The sequence below is a fragment of the Campylobacter concisus genome, assembly GCF_002913765.1.
Classification (GTDB): domain Bacteria; phylum Campylobacterota; class Campylobacteria; order Campylobacterales; family Campylobacteraceae; genus Campylobacter_A; species Campylobacter_A concisus_BB.
Map to the genome: position 1 here is coordinate 13819 of NZ_PPCH01000027.1, position 15539 is coordinate 29357.

General features: G+C 39.9%; 15 protein-coding genes. 14 read left to right on the forward strand and 1 reads right to left on the reverse strand.

Translation table 11 applies throughout. From position 1 onward, the window contains the following. Positions 1-10: 10 nt before the first annotated feature. Complete coding sequence (gene uvrA, locus CYO89_RS10155) at positions 11-2839, reverse strand: excinuclease ABC subunit UvrA (protein ID WP_103598195.1); 2829 nt, start codon at positions 2837-2839, stop codon at positions 11-13. Positions 2840-3012: 173 nt separating this feature from the next. Here uvrA and CYO89_RS10160 point away from each other — a divergent pair, with 173 nt between their 5' ends. From CYO89_RS10160 to CYO89_RS10225, 14 genes are all read left to right on the forward strand, one after another. After that, positions 3013-3297, forward strand: coding sequence for an NADH-quinone oxidoreductase subunit I (locus CYO89_RS10160; RefSeq protein WP_002942606.1), 285 nt, complete (start codon positions 3013-3015; stop codon positions 3295-3297). Positions 3298-3399: 102 nt separating this feature from the next. Beyond that, positions 3400-3813, forward strand: a complete 414-nt coding sequence (gene ndk, locus CYO89_RS10165; protein ID WP_002942517.1) for a nucleoside-diphosphate kinase — start codon at positions 3400-3402, stop codon at positions 3811-3813. A gap of 14 nt (positions 3814-3827) precedes the next feature. Beyond that, on the forward strand, positions 3828-4187 hold the full coding sequence (locus tag CYO89_RS10170; protein WP_087582710.1) for a hypothetical protein: 360 nt from the start codon (positions 3828-3830) through the stop codon (positions 4185-4187). Between the two features lie 11 nt (positions 4188-4198). Next, entirely contained in the window at positions 4199-4345 is a 147-nt protein-coding gene (rpmF, locus tag CYO89_RS10175) for a 50S ribosomal protein L32 (RefSeq protein WP_002942540.1), read from the forward strand. Positions 4346-4348: 3 nt separating this feature from the next. Then, positions 4349-5338 carry a phosphate acyltransferase PlsX gene (gene plsX, locus CYO89_RS10180; RefSeq protein WP_103598196.1) on the forward strand — a complete coding sequence of 330 codons (990 nt, stop codon included), beginning with the start codon at positions 4349-4351 and terminating at the stop codon, positions 5336-5338. A gap of 3 nt (positions 5339-5341) precedes the next feature. After that, positions 5342-6346, forward strand: a complete 1005-nt coding sequence (locus CYO89_RS10185; RefSeq protein WP_103598197.1) for a beta-ketoacyl-ACP synthase III — start codon at positions 5342-5344, stop codon at positions 6344-6346. 197 nt (positions 6347-6543) lie between these two features. Continuing rightward, entirely contained in the window at positions 6544-7143 is a 600-nt protein-coding gene (locus CYO89_RS10190) for a peroxiredoxin (RefSeq protein ID WP_002942572.1), read from the forward strand. Positions 7144-7265: 122 nt separating this feature from the next. Then, entirely contained in the window at positions 7266-8348 is a 1083-nt protein-coding gene (locus CYO89_RS10195) for a PilZ domain-containing protein (protein ID WP_103598198.1), read from the forward strand. Between the two features lie 8 nt (positions 8349-8356). Next, positions 8357-10645 (forward strand): ATP-binding protein, encoded by a 2289-nt coding sequence (locus CYO89_RS10200; protein WP_103598199.1) that lies wholly within the window; start codon positions 8357-8359, stop codon positions 10643-10645. Between the two features lie 59 nt (positions 10646-10704). Beyond that, positions 10705-11316: a glycerol-3-phosphate 1-O-acyltransferase PlsY gene (gene plsY / locus CYO89_RS10205; protein ID WP_021089007.1), complete on the forward strand. Its 612-nt coding sequence runs from the start codon at positions 10705-10707 to the stop codon at positions 11314-11316. Further along, a complete protein-coding gene (locus tag CYO89_RS10210) occupies positions 11313-11639 on the forward strand; it encodes a dihydroneopterin aldolase (protein ID WP_103598200.1) in 327 nt (108 codons plus the stop codon). The genes plsY and CYO89_RS10210 overlap by 4 nt, the downstream gene beginning before the upstream one ends. A 76-nt stretch (positions 11640-11715) precedes the next feature. Then, positions 11716-12387 (forward strand): homeostatic response regulator transcription factor HsrA, encoded by a 672-nt coding sequence (gene hsrA / locus CYO89_RS10215; protein ID WP_002942555.1) that lies wholly within the window; start codon positions 11716-11718, stop codon positions 12385-12387. A 38-nt stretch (positions 12388-12425) separates the two neighbouring features. After that, the gene (locus tag CYO89_RS10220) at positions 12426-13643 is read left to right on the forward strand and encodes a sensor histidine kinase (protein WP_181001917.1); all 1218 of its coding nucleotides are present in this window, start codon (positions 12426-12428) and stop codon (positions 13641-13643) included. Positions 13644-13646: 3 nt separating this feature from the next. Beyond that, entirely contained in the window at positions 13647-15095 is a 1449-nt protein-coding gene (locus CYO89_RS10225; RefSeq protein ID WP_103598201.1) for a Ppx/GppA phosphatase family protein, read from the forward strand. Positions 15096-15539: the final 444 nt, after the last annotated feature.

Consider the following 15539-nt stretch of genomic DNA (forward strand, 5'->3'; position numbering starts at 1 on the left):
AAAGCTGGTCTTATTTTTTTTTCATCTCTTCAAGCTCTTGCGCTAGGAATTCCCCTGTGTAGCTGCCAGTTTTTTTGTAGTTTTTAGCTACATCTTTGACGCTGCCACAAGCTATCACTTTACCGCCTTTTGCGCCGCCTTCTGGTCCCATATCTACGATATAGTCGCAGTTTTTGATAACATCCATATTATGCTCGATCACAAAGACCGAATTTCCAAGATCAACCAGGTGATTTAGCACCTTTACCAGCCTATCTACATCGGCAAAATGAAGTCCCGTCGTTGGCTCATCAAGGATGTAAAGCGTATTTCCAGTGTCGCTTCTACTAAGCTCTTTTGCTAGCTTCACGCGCTGCGCTTCGCCGCCACTAAGTGTGACTGCGTTTTGTCCAAGCGTGATGTAGCCAAGCCCCACGTCTTGCAGTGTGGTGAGCTTTGAAGCGATCTTTGGCACAGCCTTAAAGAACTCAACCGCCTCATCTATGCTCATATTTAGCACCTCGGCGATGTTTTTGCCTTTGTATAAAATTTCTAATGTCTGAGCGTTATATCTAGCGCCATTACAAACGTCACAAACCACGTTGATATCAGGCAAAAAGTGCATCTCGATCGTGATCTCGCCCTCGCCTTGGCATTTCTCGCAGCGCCCTCCTTTGACGTTAAAGCTAAAACGCCCTATTTTATAGCCTCTAAGCTTAGCCTCTTTAGTCTGCGCAAATAAATTTCTTATCTCATCCATCACGCCAGTGTATGTCGCTGGATTTGAGCGTGGAGTGCGGCCTATCGGGCTTTGATCAAGATAGATCACCTTGTCTAAATTCTCAAGTCCGCTTAAATTTACCCCAGCTATTTTTTTCACTTTTTTAGCTCTATTTAGCTGCTCCTGCGCCTCTGGGAGCAAGGTCTGAAGCACTAGCGAGCTCTTGCCAGATCCTGAAACGCCAGTGATGCCAACTAAATTTCTAAGCGGAAATTTAGCGGTTAAATTTGAGATATTGTTGATATTTACATTTGAAATTTCAAGCCACTTCTCAGCTTTTCTATTTTTTTGATAGTCGATCTTTTTCTTACCATTTATATATTGTGCAGTCTGAGTGTCTGAGCTTAAAAGCTCTTTTGAGCTGCCTGCAAAGACCACATTACCGCCAAATTTACCAGCTCCAGGGCCGATATCTACGATATAGTCAGCCTCCTCTATCGTCTTTTTATCATGCTCGACGACGATCACGGAGTTGCCTTTGGCTTGCAAATTTCTAAGCGTCTTTATGAGTTTTAACGTATCTCGCTCGTGAAGGCCGATACTTGGCTCATCAAGCACGTACATGACGCCACTTAGCCCACTTCCTATCTGGCTTGCGATCCTGATGCGCTGTGCCTCGCCACCGCTGATCGTCCTAGCATCACGTCCAAGCGACAAGTAGCCAAGTCCCACGTCATACAAAAAGAAAAGCCTCTCGTTGATCTCTTTTAAGATGGGCTTTGCGATCGCCTTGTCGTAGTCGCTTAGGTAAGCAAAATTTTTCTCATTTGAGAAAAAAGCGGTGCAGTTTTCTATACTCATATCTAAAATTTCACCAAGCCCAAGGCCAGCGACCTTGACTGCTAAGCTTTGAGGCTTTAGCCTGTGACCGTTACAAGCATCACAAATTTTCTCGCTCATATACTCATCAAAGTCTTTATAGTCTTTCAAAAGCCCGTGTGAAATTTTAACCACGCCATCAAATTTTCTAAGCAGTTTATTTCGCTTCCAAAAGAACTCAACATCCTTGACGTTGCCATATAAAACGAGCCTCTTTTCATCTTCGCTAAGCTCATAATATGGCTTTTTAATGTCGATCTCATTTTGCTCGCAAAAAGCAAGTAAAAATTTATAATAATAGCTCATGTTGTAGCCATAAAGTAGCTTGATAGCGCCGTTTTCTATCGACTTTTCCTCATCAATGATCTTGCTCATATCTAGGCTATATCTTATACCAAGTCCGTCGCAGTGCTCGCAAGCACCCTTTGGCGAGTTAAAACTAAAGCTTAGTGGCTCAAGCGGTGTAAATGAAATTTTACAATCAAAACAAGCCATATGCTCGCTGTAATGTATAAAACTCTCTTTAAGTCCCAGCTCGTCGGCATTTGCGATCTCTATCTCGACCTCACCAAAGCTCTCATTTAGCGCTTTTTCGACGTCACTTGCAAGGCGCTCGTGATTTTGCTCATCGATAGCGATCCTATCAACGATGACCTTTATCGTATGTTTTTTCGTTTTTGCAAGCTCGATCTCCTCATCAAGCCTCACCACCACGCCATCTATCTGTGCTCTAACAAAGCCTTTTTGGCGTAAATTTTCGATCAGATCCGCCCATGTACCCTTTTTCTCACGAACTAGCGGCGCATAGATGATCACTTTTGCGCCAAGCGGGAGCTTTGAAATTTCATTTATGATGTCGCTCGCACTCATTTTTGAGATAGGTTTGCCACATTTATGGCAGTGCTGCACGCCAACCCTTGCATATAAAAGCCTTAGATAATCATAAATTTCAGTGATCGTGCCAACCGTTGAGCGAGGATTTTTTGAAGTTGTCTTTTGATCGATCGCAATTGCAGGCGTTAAACCCTCGATCTTGTCAACATCAGGCTTACCCACGCGGTCTAAAAACTGCCTAGCATAGCTACTAAGGCTCTCCATATACCTGCGCTGCCCCTCAGCATAGAGCGTGTCAAAGGCTAGCGTGCTCTTACCACTGCCACTAAGACCGGTAAAAACTACTAATTTATTTTTAGGAATTTCAAGGTTTAAATTTTTAAGATTATGCTCTCTTGCACCAGTTATTTTTATAGTATCATTCATTAAATTTATACGACCTTTTTAAAATTTTAATCTGTAAATTTAGTCTAAAAGTGATAAAAACTTTATAAAGTAGTTTAGAGAAATTAAGCGTGTTATGAAAATTTAAGAGTATATTTATATCATTTTCAGTTTTTTTTGATATTCTACGCCAAAATTTTATTTAAGGAGAAAAAATGTCTGTAAAAATAACCGATATATGCATAAGCTGTGGTTCATGCATCGATGAGTGCCCAGTTTCAGCTATTGTTGATGATAGCGACAACCCAACTGGAGCAGATACATACTATGTTTATTCAAACAAATGCGTTGAGTGCGTAGGCTACAACGATGAGCCAGCCTGTGCATCTGCCTGTCCAACTGATGGCTGCATCGTTTGGGATGCCGTAGTAGCAGGACAACCTTCACGTGATCAAATCGGTGCTGACGCTCGCACTGGCAGCACTCCAGTTATCCAATAAATTTACAAATTTTAGGCTCAAATTTGAGCCTATTTTATTTTTAAGCTTTATTTGATATAATTGCCAACTTCATTTAAATAACCTAAATTTTAAGGAAAATTTATGCAAAGAACACTTTCTATTATTAAGCCTGACGCTGTTAAGAAAAATGTTGTTGGAAAGATTATAGATAGATTTGAAAGCAATGGCTTAAGAATCGCAGCTGCAAAGAAAATAAAACTTAGCAAATGCGATGCAAAAGCATTTTATGCAGTTCATAAAGATAGACCTTTCTTCAACGATCTAGTTGATTTTATGGTAAGCGGACCAGTTGTGGTTATGGTTTTAGAGGGCGAAAATGCAGTTGCTAAAAACCGCGAGCTAATGGGTGCAACTAACCCAAAAGAAGCAGCTCCTGGCACTATTAGAGCTGATTTTGCTGATAGTATTGACGCAAATGCAGTTCACGGAAGTGACAGCCTAGAAAACGCTGTAAATGAGATAAATTTCTTCTTTGCTTCAAGAGAAATTTGCTAATTTTGGACTAAAATTTGATTATTCCATTTTCTAAAATAGCAAACAAAGAGATAAACTTTGAGCTAGTAAGAAACAATGATCTATTTTTTAGTGGAATTTTAAAAAGAAAAGACCCTTTTTTGGTAAAATGCCAAGGCACTATAAAGGGTGAGATAAAATATATTTGCGATCGATGCGGTGATGAATTTATGTTGCCTATCGATCAAGACGTAGAGCTAAATTTAAGTGATGGTGTCTATAAAGACAGAGAAAATGAGCTTAGCGATACGGTTGAATTTTTTGATGGCAATATTGATTTAAAAGAAGTTTTTGAAAGTGAGCTAGAAGCTTTTAAGAGCGATTATTTTTATTGTGAAAAATGTAAAAATTTATAAAGGAGAGTAAAATGGCAGTACCAAAGCGAAGAGTGAGTCATTCTCGTGCAGCAAAACGTAGAACACATTACAAAGTTACACTTCCAGTACCTGTAAAAGACAAAGATGGTTCTTGGAAAATGCCTCACCGCATAAACAAAACAACAGGTGAATACTAAAATATGATTCGCATTGCTATTGATGCTATGGGTGGTGATTTTGGTGCAGAGCCTATAATATCTGGCGTTATCGAAGCACTGAAAGAGGCGGAATTTAAAGCTGTATTAGTTGGCGATAGCAATGCCATAAAACCACTCATCCCACAACCCTATTTAAAAAATATAGAATTTATAGAAGCTACCGAAGTCATCTCTATGGCTGACGGAGCAACAGACGCACTAAAAAGAAAAGATAGCACGATCTACAAAGCTGTTGAGCTTTTAAAAGACAAAAATGTCGATGCTGTCGTTTCTGCTGGTCACAGCGGCGCTACTATGAGTTTAGCTACGTTAAGAGTTGGTAGATTAAAAAATGTATCTCGTCCAGCAATCGCTACGCTTATGCCTAATTCAAAAGAGACAGCTACTTTGGTTTTGGACGTTGGTGCAAATGTTGATTGTAGAAGCGAACACTTGTTTCAATTTGCCATAATGGGCGAAGCCTATGCAAAAGAAATTCTAGGCAGAAAAGAGCCAAAAGTAGGTCTTTTGTCAAACGGCGAAGAAGAGAGCAAAGGCAATGAAGTCAGCAAAGAGGCCTTTAAACTAGTTTCTAGGCTTGATAGCTTTGTTGGCAATGCAGAGGGCAATCAAATTTTTGATGGCAGCATTGATGTCATGGTCTGCGACGGTTTTATGGGAAATATCCTACTAAAAACTAGCGAAGGTGTTGCTGATGCCATAGGCAAGATCATCAAAAAGCAAGTTAAAAAATCACCTCTTGCTATGGCTGGATCAGTGCTTATGAGAAAAGTTTTTAAAACCCTAAAAAAACAGGTCAGCTACGATGAGTATGGCGGTGCTCCGCTTCTTGGCGTAAATGGCTGCGTCATCATAAGTCACGGCAAAAGCAACTCAAAAGCTATAAAAAATGCAATCTTTCAAGCAATTAAATTTGCTAACTCGAATATAAATAAAGTTATAGAAGAAGAACTTTCGCACTTTGCAAGGTAAAATATGCCAAAAGCTTCATTGATCTCCATTGCGTCATATGTCCCGGAAAAAATTTTAACAAATTTTGATTTTGAAAAAATGGTCGACACGAGCGATGAGTGGATAGTTAAGCGAACCGGTATAGAGCAAAGACACATCGCAACGACTGAGATAACAAGTGATCTTGGCACAAAAGCTGCCGAGCTAGCCATAAAGCGATCAGGACTTGAAAAGTCGCAAATCGATGCTGTTATATGCGCTACGATATCTCCAGATCATCTTTGCATGCCTTCAACTGCCTGCAAAATAGCTTCAAATTTAGGCTTAAATTTTGGCATTACAGCCTTTGATATAAGTGCAGCTTGCACAGGATTTATCTATCTTTTAGAGCTTGCAAATTCTCTTATCGTAAGTGGTGCTAAAAAAAATGTTTTGATCATAGGAGCTGAAAAACTAAGCTCAATAATTGATTACACAGATAGAAGCACTTGCATACTTTTTGGTGACGGAGCTGGGGCAGCAGTGATAAGTGCTAGCGAAGAAAACGAGATCATCGACATCCACACTGCAAGCGATGGTAAACAGGCTGAGCTTTTGATAACTCCAGGATGTGGCAGTGCATTTCCAGCTAGCGATGAGACGCTAAAAAATAGGCTAAATTTCATCCACATGAGCGGAAACGAGGTCTTTAAAATAGCGGTTCAAACGCTTAGCAAAAGCGTGATAGAAATTTTACACGCAAACAAAATGCAAAGCGAAGATATCGACTTTTTCATACCTCATCAAGCAAATATCAGGATAATAGACGCCGTAAAAAATAGGCTAAATTTCACTGACGAGCAGTGCGTTTTAACGGTTGCAAAATATGGTAACACAAGCTCTGCTTCGATCCCGATGGCGATGAATGATGCTTACGAGGATGGGCGCATTAAAAATGGTTCAGTTTTACTTCTTGATGCATTTGGTGGCGGCTTTACTTGGGGTTCGGCAATACTAAAATTTGGTGGTAGAAATTTTAGCGATCTATAATTAACCGCTTCTATACCCAAAACTCTAAATTTAATAAATTTTCTACAATATCTTCTATAAATTTTTAAAAATTTCCATTCATTTTCAAATGCATATTAAAATTACACTGTTTTAAATTTCTAGATCTATTTAATTAGAATTTAAATTTTTATGGATATAATTTCGCAATCAATAAAATTTATTATTAAGGAGAAAATATGTTAGTAACAAAAAAAGCACCTGACTTTACAGCTGCAGCAGTTTTAGGAAACAATCAAATTGTAAATGATTTTAACCTTTACAAAAACATCGGCGAAAAGGGCGCTGTTGTATTTTTCTACCCAATGGACTTTACATTCGTTTGCCCAAGCGAGATCATCGCATTTGATAAAAGATATGACGAGTTCAAGTCACGCGGTATCGAAGTTATCGCGGTTTCTTGCGACAACCAGTTCTCACACTTTGCATGGAAAGAGACTCCAGTAAACAAAGGCGGTATCGGCAAAGTTCGTTTCCCAATCGTGGCTGACATGACAAAATCAATCGCTCGCGGCTTTGACGTACTTCTAGAAGACGCTGGTGTAGCACTTCGCGGATCATTCTTGCTTGACAAAGATGGCACAGTTCGCCACGCAGTTATAAACGACCTACCACTTGGTAGAAACATCGACGAAATGATCAGAATGGTAGATACTATGCTATTTACAAACGAGCACGGCGAAGTTTGCCCAGCTGGCTGGCACAAAGGTGACGCTGGTATGAAACCAAGCACAGAAGGCGTTGCTGACTACCTTTCACACAACGAAAGCAAACTATAATTATTCAAATTTCTAGGCAGCTTTGCCTAGAAATTTCCTCTCTACACAAATTTAAATATTTTTTTAATATAACTTTATATATGATAGCGATGTTTTAATAAATAACCTTTTTTGGAGACCCCATGGAGTTTAAGGGCAGGCAAGAACTTGTCGAAAATTGCGAGGATTGCATACTTGGTTTAAGAGCTAAATTTATAGATGAGGGCATCAAATTTTGCAGACAACTAACCCTTGTAGTGCCACACGAGCAGATGAAAATTTGCCTTGAGAGTATCTTTGACGCGCTACTCATCCAAAAGCCAAATGCCACACAAATTCGCGACGACTTAAACAGCCTAATACCAAAACTAAACGCAAAAGACGAGCTGATAAATTTCTTGCTCTTAAATTTGACACTAAATTTTAGTCATGCCTGCGACGATGCAGTCTATGTGGGCTACTTTGTAAATGCCATCTCAAGGTTGAAAGAAATTTTATATAACGCCGAAAATCATCAAGAGACAACAGTAAAAGAGATGATCGATACTGGCTCATTTTTCTACGAAGATCCGATCAACACATTTACACGCATGAAAAACGCCAAGGTCCGCCCTGAATTTTTAAATTTATACGACGGACTAAATATAAAATACGAAGCTGAAATTTTAGAGGTTAAAGAAGATAGTGTCGTTTTTCGCGTAGATATGATGCAAATTTTAGCCATGAAGCAAGATGGCAAGGGCTTTATCCTGCCAAATAGCTTCTTCTCAAAGCAACTTCGCGCCGACATCATCGACTATAATATCGCCGATAAAAGCGTCACCCTTTCAAATTTCTCACGCACAGCGACCATGCATGCAAACAAGAGAAAATTCCAGCGCGTCTTGCCAAACCGCTTTACCAAAATTTCTCTAAAAGGAGAGCAAGGCGAGCTTGTTGGCAGCCTTTACGACATCTCAGAGGGCGGCATAAGTATATTGAGCTCACAAGCTACAAATTTTAAAGACGGCGAAGAGTTAGAGGCAAATTTTGACATCTTGCTCTCACCAGATGAAGTAAAAAACGTCTCCTTAAAGCTAAAACTTGTCACTGAGCTAGCATACAAGGGTTACATCAGATACTGCATGCAGCTAGTTGATGATGACAAAACGATAAAAGACTTCACGCAAAAGCGCGTCAAAGAGACGCTTGACGAGCTTCGCTCACGCATAAATTTATACGAATAAGGCAATCAGTGAAAACCATACAAGAGAATTTAAAACTTTTTTACATCGGACTAAAAGACAAAGAGCCATTTTTTTATAAAAACAAGGACCTAACCACCCATGCAGCTATTATCGGTATGACTGGTAGCGGTAAAACAGGCCTTGGTATCACGCTTTTAGAAGAGGCCTGCATAGACAACATCCCCTCTATCATCATCGACCCAAAGGGCGATATCACAAATTTAGCCCTAACTTTTCCGCAGATGAGAGCGGAGGATTTTTTACCATACGTCGATGAAGCAGAGGCTGCAAACAAAGGTCAAAGCGTAGAGGAATTTGCCGCCGCTCAGGCCGAGCTTTGGAGAAACGGCATAGAGTCGAGCTTTCAAGACCTTGAGCGGGTAAAAATTTTAAAAGAAAGCGCTAGCTTTAATATCTACACGCCAAAAAGTTCAGCTGGCATAGGTGTGGCGCTACTTAGCGACTTTGCCTGCCCAAATATTAGTGACGATGAAATTTTTAGCAACTATATAAATTCGCTCGCAGCGTCGGTGCTATCACTCATTGGCATGAGTTCAGAGGATATGAGCTCAAAAGAGCAGCTACTTATCTCCACTATATTTGAGAGCAAATTTAAAGAGCAAAAAGACGTCAGCATCGAAGAGCTTATAAATTTCATAGCAAATCCGCCGTTTAAAAAGATAGGCGTTTTTGACGTGGATACCTTCTATCCAAGCAGTGAGCGCCTAAAGCTTGCCATGAAGATAAACGCACTCATCGCAAGCCCAAGCTTTAAGGGCTGGACGCAGGGCGTTAGACTAGAAATTTCAAAGATGCTTTTTGACGAAAACGGCAAAGCAAAGTGCAATATCTTTACGATCTCGCACCTAAATGACGCTGAGAGGATGTTTTTTGTCACCCTTTTACTAAACGAGATCATCGCGTGGATGCGCGGCACAGAGGGCACTAGCTCACTTAGAGCGATCCTATATATGGATGAAATTTTTGGCTTCTTCCCGCCAAATGCAAATCCGCCGTCAAAAACGCCTATGCTCACGCTTTTAAAACAAGCCCGTGCATTTGGTTTAGGCTGCGTCTTAAGCACGCAAAACCCAGTAGATCTTGACTACAAAGGCCTTAGCAACATCGGCACTTGGTTCATCGGCCGCCTCCAAACAGCGCAGGACAAAGCCCGCGTGATCGACGGCCTGAGCGGCATCGCAGGCTCAAGCTTAGACAAAGCCTCACTTGAAAATCTCATATCAAATTTAGCCAAAAGAAATTTCTTACTCAAAAATATAAACGAGGACGGCTTAAACGTCATCTCCACGCGCTGGGCACTTAGCTATCTAAAAGGTCCGCTTAGCCGCGAACAAATTTCAAATTTGATGAAAGATAAAAAAGAAAATTTAAGCAGCCAAAATGTAGATAAAAGCGAGATGAAATTTAGCGCAAAACCTATCATCTCAAGTGCGATCACGCAGCTTTATGCTAACTCAAAAAGCCTCACACCAAATTTACTAGCAAGCGCAAAAGTGAGAATTTATGACGCCAAAAAGGGCATAGACAGCGTTTGTGAGGCAAGCTACCTTTACGAGCTTAGTGAAAACGACAAAGAGCCAAACTGGAGTGAGGCTAGCGAAGGCATGCACGTTGATGCGAGCGAAAATGAGCCAAGCGGCGCAAGCTTTGCTGCTGTGCCAAATTTCATAACGAGCGCTAAAAATTTTGACGCTTTAGAGAAAGATTTTAAAGAGTTTTTGTATAGAAATTTCAAATTTAACACCTTTGAAGCGATGGGAATTTACTCAAAAGAAAACGAGTCAAAAGAGGAGTTTTTCATAAGGCTTCAGGATAAGTGCAATGAAATTTTAGAGGAGCAAACCGCAAAACTCACGGCTAAATTTGAAAAAGAGCAAAAAAGCTTGCAAGATAAGCTAAACAAAGCCCTTGCAAAGCTTGATAAAGAACAAAAAGAGATGACCACAAGCGGCCTTGATGCTGCTATAAATATAGGCGCAAGCATATTTGGAGCGATATTTGGCAATAAGCTCTTATCTCGCCAAAACGCGGGCAAGATCGCATCAAGTGCTAGAAGCGCAAACAAGGTCTTAAAAGAGCGAAGCGACGTTAAGCTTAGCGAGCAAAGCGTAAATGATATAAGCTTAGCCATAAGCGAGCTTGAGGAGAAATTTGCACAAGAGTGCGATGCACTAAAAGAGGCGAACGATGTTAAAAACATCACGATAAACGAAACGCAAATTTCGCCAAAGAAAAGCGACATCTACGACGAAAAAATCGTGCTTTTGTGGAGATGATTTATAAAAAAATTAGTATTTTTTTAATATCATATCTCTTTAAATTTAAAAGGTAAAATATGCAAAATTTAATACTTTATGCCGTTAGCTACCTGCTTGGCAGCATCCCATCAGGACTCATACTAGCAAAAATTTTCGGACATGTTGATATAAAAAAAGAGGGCAGCAAAAGCATAGGCGCGACAAATGTTTTAAGGGTTTTAAAGCAAACAAACCCAAAACTCGCCAAAAAACTAGCCATTTTAACAGTAGTTTGTGACGTTTTAAAGGGCGTTTTGCCACTCATCATAGCCTCTTTGCTTGGAGCTAGCCAAAGCGTGCTTTGGACGATGGCAGTTTTAAGCGTTGCAGGACATTGTTTTTCTATATTTTTGGGCTTTCAAGGTGGCAAAGGTGTGGCAACCGGAGCTGGCGTGCTCGCATTTTTCTTACCAGTTGAGATAATAATCGCTCTAGTCGTTTGGTTTTTGGTCGGTAAATTTTTAAAGATAAGCTCTCTAGCCTCGCTATGCGCGTTGATAGCTCTCATCGCATCAAGCTTTATCATTCACCCAGAGCTTGATGAAATTTACACTCACGCACCGATACTTATCATCGCATTTTTGGTAGTTTATAAGCACATACCAAATATCGTTCGCCTGCTTTCAGGCAAGGAGCAAAAAGTCGTATGAAAAGTGAAATAACAACTATCATTAAAGATTATAAATTTCAAACCGTTATCGGGATGTTTGACTTTGAGCGAGTTGCAAAGCAAGAGGTAAAAGTAAGCTTAGAATTTCGCTCAACTAGCTTGATTGATTATGTTTTAGTGGCTGATTTTATAAAAGAATTTTACAATGAGATGAAATTCCAAAGCGTAGAAGAGTCGCTAGAAGCAACCTGCAAAGCGCTAAAAGAGAGGTTTAGCTCGCTTACTAGATTAGATATGGAGATTTTAAAAACCGAGATTTTACCAAATGCAATCGTCGGTGCAAAAATCAGCACTGTTTTTTAAAAATTTATTAAAGTATCTTGAAATATTTCTTAATTTATGATACAATCGACCATAAATTTTAGTTTAAGGAAAAGAAATGCGTATTTTAATAGTAGAAGACGAAGTAACGCTAAATAAGACGATTGCTGAGGGGTTGCAAGAGTTTGGTTATCAGACAGATAGCTCTGAAAATTTCAAAGACGCTGAGTACTACATCGGCATCAGAAACTATGACTTAGTTTTAACTGACTGGATGCTTCAAGATGGTGACGGCGTTGATCTTATAAACATTATAAAACATAAATCTCCACGCACCTCAGTTGTAGTTCTTTCTGCAAAAGACGACAAAGAGAGCGAGATAAAAGCACTTAGAGCTGGCGCTGATGACTACATCAAAAAACCATTTGATTTTGATATTTTAGTAGCTAGACTAGAGGCTAGACTACGCTTTGGCGGCACAAATATCATCAAGATAGACGAGCTTATCATCAACCCTGACGAAGAGAAGATCACATATCTTGGTCGCGACATCGAGCTAAAAGGCAAGCCATTTGAGGTACTAACTCACCTTGCAAGACACTCAGATCAGATCGTATCTAAAGAGCAACTACTTGACGCTATCTGGGAAGAGCCAGAGCTCGTAACTCCAAACGTTATCGAGGTCGCTATCAACCAAATCCGCCAAAAAATGGACAAACCGCTAAATATTTCGACAATAGAAACTGTTAGAAGACGCGGATATAGATTTTGCTTTCCCAAAAAAGCTTAAGAAATAGATTTATACTGCAATTAGCATCTGGTGCGATGATGCTAATTGCCGTTGTTTCGGTGATGCTCTATCACTACATAAGAGTCACCGTTTTTCAAAGCGTAGTTAGTGAGCTAAACCAGCAAGCCACAGCTTACAAAAACAATCCACAAAATTTCAATCCTAACAATCTAAAAACTTTTACTATAGGAATCCCAAACAAAACTCTAGCCACCGTAAAAGCAGGAGAGCTTAAAGGTGAGAAGCCCTACCTTGTGATGCAAAAGATAAAAGATAAGAGCATAACCACTCTAACAACAAGGCTAGATGAAAGCAGCTACTTAGTCCTCGAAAAGGATACCTCACTTCAAAGCCAGATAGTCGAAGAAATTTTTATAGATATTATAATCGTAAATGTCACAGCGATACTTTTGGTGCTATTTTATGCACTATTTTTATCAAGAATGCTTTTAATACCTATAAAAATTTTAAGTCACAAGCTTACAAATTTAGATGAGAAATTTCTAAAAGAGATCGATATCAAAAGCTTGCCAGACGAGTTTTTACCACTTGGCAACAGCATAAATAGGCTAATTGCTCGCATACAAACTTTCGTTTTATACCAAAAAGAGCTCTTTGTAGGCGTGGCGCACGAGCTAAAAACTCCGCTTGCCGTCATGAAAACCAAAAACGAAGTGACACTTTTAAAACCACGCGAGAGCGAAAAATACATAGAAGCGCTAAAATCAAACAACGAAGCGATCAACGGCATGAACGCTATGATAGGCTCAGTCCTTGAGATCGGTCGTCAAGAGGGCGCGCAGTTTGAAGAGCCAGTAAATACCGACGTGATCGCATTTTTGAAAAAACTAGGCAAAAACTACGAGGTGCTCGCAAAAGGTGAAGAAAAAAATCTCGCACTCGATCTAAAACCTGAAATTTTTAACCTAAATATCCAAACCAGCCTACTAACTCACATCGTGCAAAATTTCGTCCAAAATGCTATCAAATTTTCTCCAAAAAATAGCACGATTACGATTAGCTCAAGGCTTGAAAAGAGCAAATTTATCATCGAGGTTGCCGACGAAGGCGTGGGCATAGACGAGAGCAAGGACTTGTTTGCTCCATTTAAAAGATACGGCAACAAAGGTGGTGCTGGACTTGGACTATTTCTCGCAAAAGGCGCAGCACAGGCACTTGGCGCTGAGATATCTATCAAAAATAGAGAGAACACAAACGGAGCAGTTGCAAGCCTCGTTTTAAATTTAAAAGGATAAAAAATGGCAAAGAGAACCGCAGTGATCGATCTTGGCTCAAATTCTATGCGTATGGCGATATTTGAGCGCACATCACGCTTAGCATTTTTTATACTAGCTGAATATAAAACCAAAGTGCGACTAGGCGAAGGCGGATACGGCTCAAACAACGAAATTTCAGAAGCTTCAATGCAAAAAGCCATCAAAGCTTTTGGCGAATTTGATAGCATCATAAAAAGTTACAAATGCTCCAAAGTCCTATGTGTCGGCACTTCAGCGCTTAGAGATGCTCCAAACTCAGGCGTTTTGATCTCTCTTTTAAGAAAAAAACTTGGCATAAATTTAAAAGTAATTGACGGCAAAGAAGAGGCTACTTTTGGAGCGATAGCGGCTAAAAATTTGCTTCACAATCTAGCTGAGTGTGTCACTATCGATATCGGCGGAGGCTCGACCGAGCTTGCTAGGATAAGTAACGGCAAGATTGCCGATGTCCTCTCGCTTGATATAGGCACGGTTAGGCTAAAAGAGCTATTTTTTGATAAGAAAAATTTAAACAAACTACCCAAATTTCTATCACAGATCTCGACGCAGATAGATGAGCGATTTAAGTGCCCAAATTTAATAGCCATCGGCGGCTCTTTAAGAGCGATCTCATCGGCCATAATGAGCAAAAATTTATATCCGCTCTCATCACTGCATGGCTTTTGCTACAAGCTTAGCGACGAGCAAGCCTACATCGAGAGCATCGCAAACGTTAGCGTGCTTGAACTAAATAAATTCCCTATAAAAAAAGATAGATATGACACTATTAGAGAGGGCGCACATATATTTTTAGCCCTTGCCAAGGCGCTAAATGCCAAAAATGTCATCACAAGTGGCGTTGGCGTAAGAGAGGGCGTCTTTTTAAAAGACTTTTTGCGTCCAAGTCTTAAATTTCCAGAAAATTTTAACCCAAGCGTCAAAAGCCTGCAAGACCGCTTCATTCTCTCTTGCAACAAAGCCGTGGCAAGATACGCAAAGGATATTTTTGTGGCGCTTAAAAAGCTTCATGGGCTAAATGAGAGCTATCTTGAGACGCTGCTAATTGCTGCAAAGCTCCACAACATCGGTCAAGAGATAGGCTTTTACGGCGATCACAAAAACTCAGCCTATATCATACTAAATGCCCTAAACTACGGCTTTTCACACGAGCAAAAGACACTAATAGCCGCAGTCATCGGCACAAATGGCAAGAAAAATATTTATGAGTTTGAAAAGTATAAAAATTTATTACCAAAGGCTGAGTGTGTAAGGTGGCTAAGCTTCATCCTTGCACTAGCCAAGGCACTTGATATAACCTGTGAGAAGTTAAATTTAAGCTTTGAGTTTAGCGGGCACACGCTAAAAATAGAGGGCGCAAAAGAATTTGCCATGGCAAAAGAAGAGATAAAAAAGATCGCAAAACCTGAAATTTTTGCCATTTCGTTTGTGTAGATCAAAAAGTTAGCGGTCAAATTTATAAATTTATTTTCTAAAAATAGGGGGTGGGTAAAGGCTTCTATTTTGCTTTGTAGGCTTGCAATGCAAGTCAGATACGAAATTCGTACACCTTGCCCACTCTTTTTATCCTTCGGCACATGTTCAAAATATGCAATAGTGCCAAAGTGCCATGTTCTTAGTGTGAAACAAATTTTAAAATTTCATGAACGAGTAATTTCGGCTCTAAAATTTGAGCTAAGCTGTAAGCGAAGCCAAATTTTAGTAGTCAATTCTTGCTAGTGAATGGAATTTTAAAATTTACAAAATAGCAAATTTCTCTTTTAAAAATACAGACTTTAAATTTAAAAACTCTTTTATCCAAAAGGGAGACAAGGGGACTCGAGCTTTGCTTCGCAGGCTCGCAACTGCATAGCAGACACGAAGCCGTCCCCTTATCCC

Excerpts from the sequence above, each read along its gene's own strand:
- uvrA (WP_103598195.1), bottom strand. The coding sequence starts at position 2,839 with ATGAATGATACTATAAAAATAACTGGTGCAAGAGAGCATAATCTTAAA.
- CYO89_RS10160 (WP_002942606.1), top strand. The coding sequence starts at position 3,013 with ATGTCTGTAAAAATAACCGATATATGCATAAGCTGTGGTTCATGCATC.
- ndk (WP_002942517.1), top strand. The coding sequence starts at position 3,400 with ATGCAAAGAACACTTTCTATTATTAAGCCTGACGCTGTTAAGAAAAAT.
- rpmF (WP_002942540.1), top strand. The coding sequence starts at position 4,199 with ATGGCAGTACCAAAGCGAAGAGTGAGTCATTCTCGTGCAGCAAAACGT.
- plsX (WP_103598196.1), top strand. The coding sequence starts at position 4,349 with ATGATTCGCATTGCTATTGATGCTATGGGTGGTGATTTTGGTGCAGAG.
- CYO89_RS10185 (WP_103598197.1), top strand. The coding sequence starts at position 5,342 with ATGCCAAAAGCTTCATTGATCTCCATTGCGTCATATGTCCCGGAAAAA.
- CYO89_RS10190 (WP_002942572.1), top strand. The coding sequence starts at position 6,544 with ATGTTAGTAACAAAAAAAGCACCTGACTTTACAGCTGCAGCAGTTTTA.
- CYO89_RS10195 (WP_103598198.1), top strand. The coding sequence starts at position 7,266 with ATGGAGTTTAAGGGCAGGCAAGAACTTGTCGAAAATTGCGAGGATTGC.
- plsY (WP_021089007.1), top strand. The coding sequence starts at position 10,705 with ATGCAAAATTTAATACTTTATGCCGTTAGCTACCTGCTTGGCAGCATC.
- CYO89_RS10210 (WP_103598200.1), top strand. The coding sequence starts at position 11,313 with ATGAAAAGTGAAATAACAACTATCATTAAAGATTATAAATTTCAAACC.
- hsrA (WP_002942555.1), top strand. The coding sequence starts at position 11,716 with ATGCGTATTTTAATAGTAGAAGACGAAGTAACGCTAAATAAGACGATT.
- CYO89_RS10220 (WP_181001917.1), top strand. The coding sequence starts at position 12,426 with ATGCTAATTGCCGTTGTTTCGGTGATGCTCTATCACTACATAAGAGTC.
- CYO89_RS10225 (WP_103598201.1), top strand. The coding sequence starts at position 13,647 with ATGGCAAAGAGAACCGCAGTGATCGATCTTGGCTCAAATTCTATGCGT.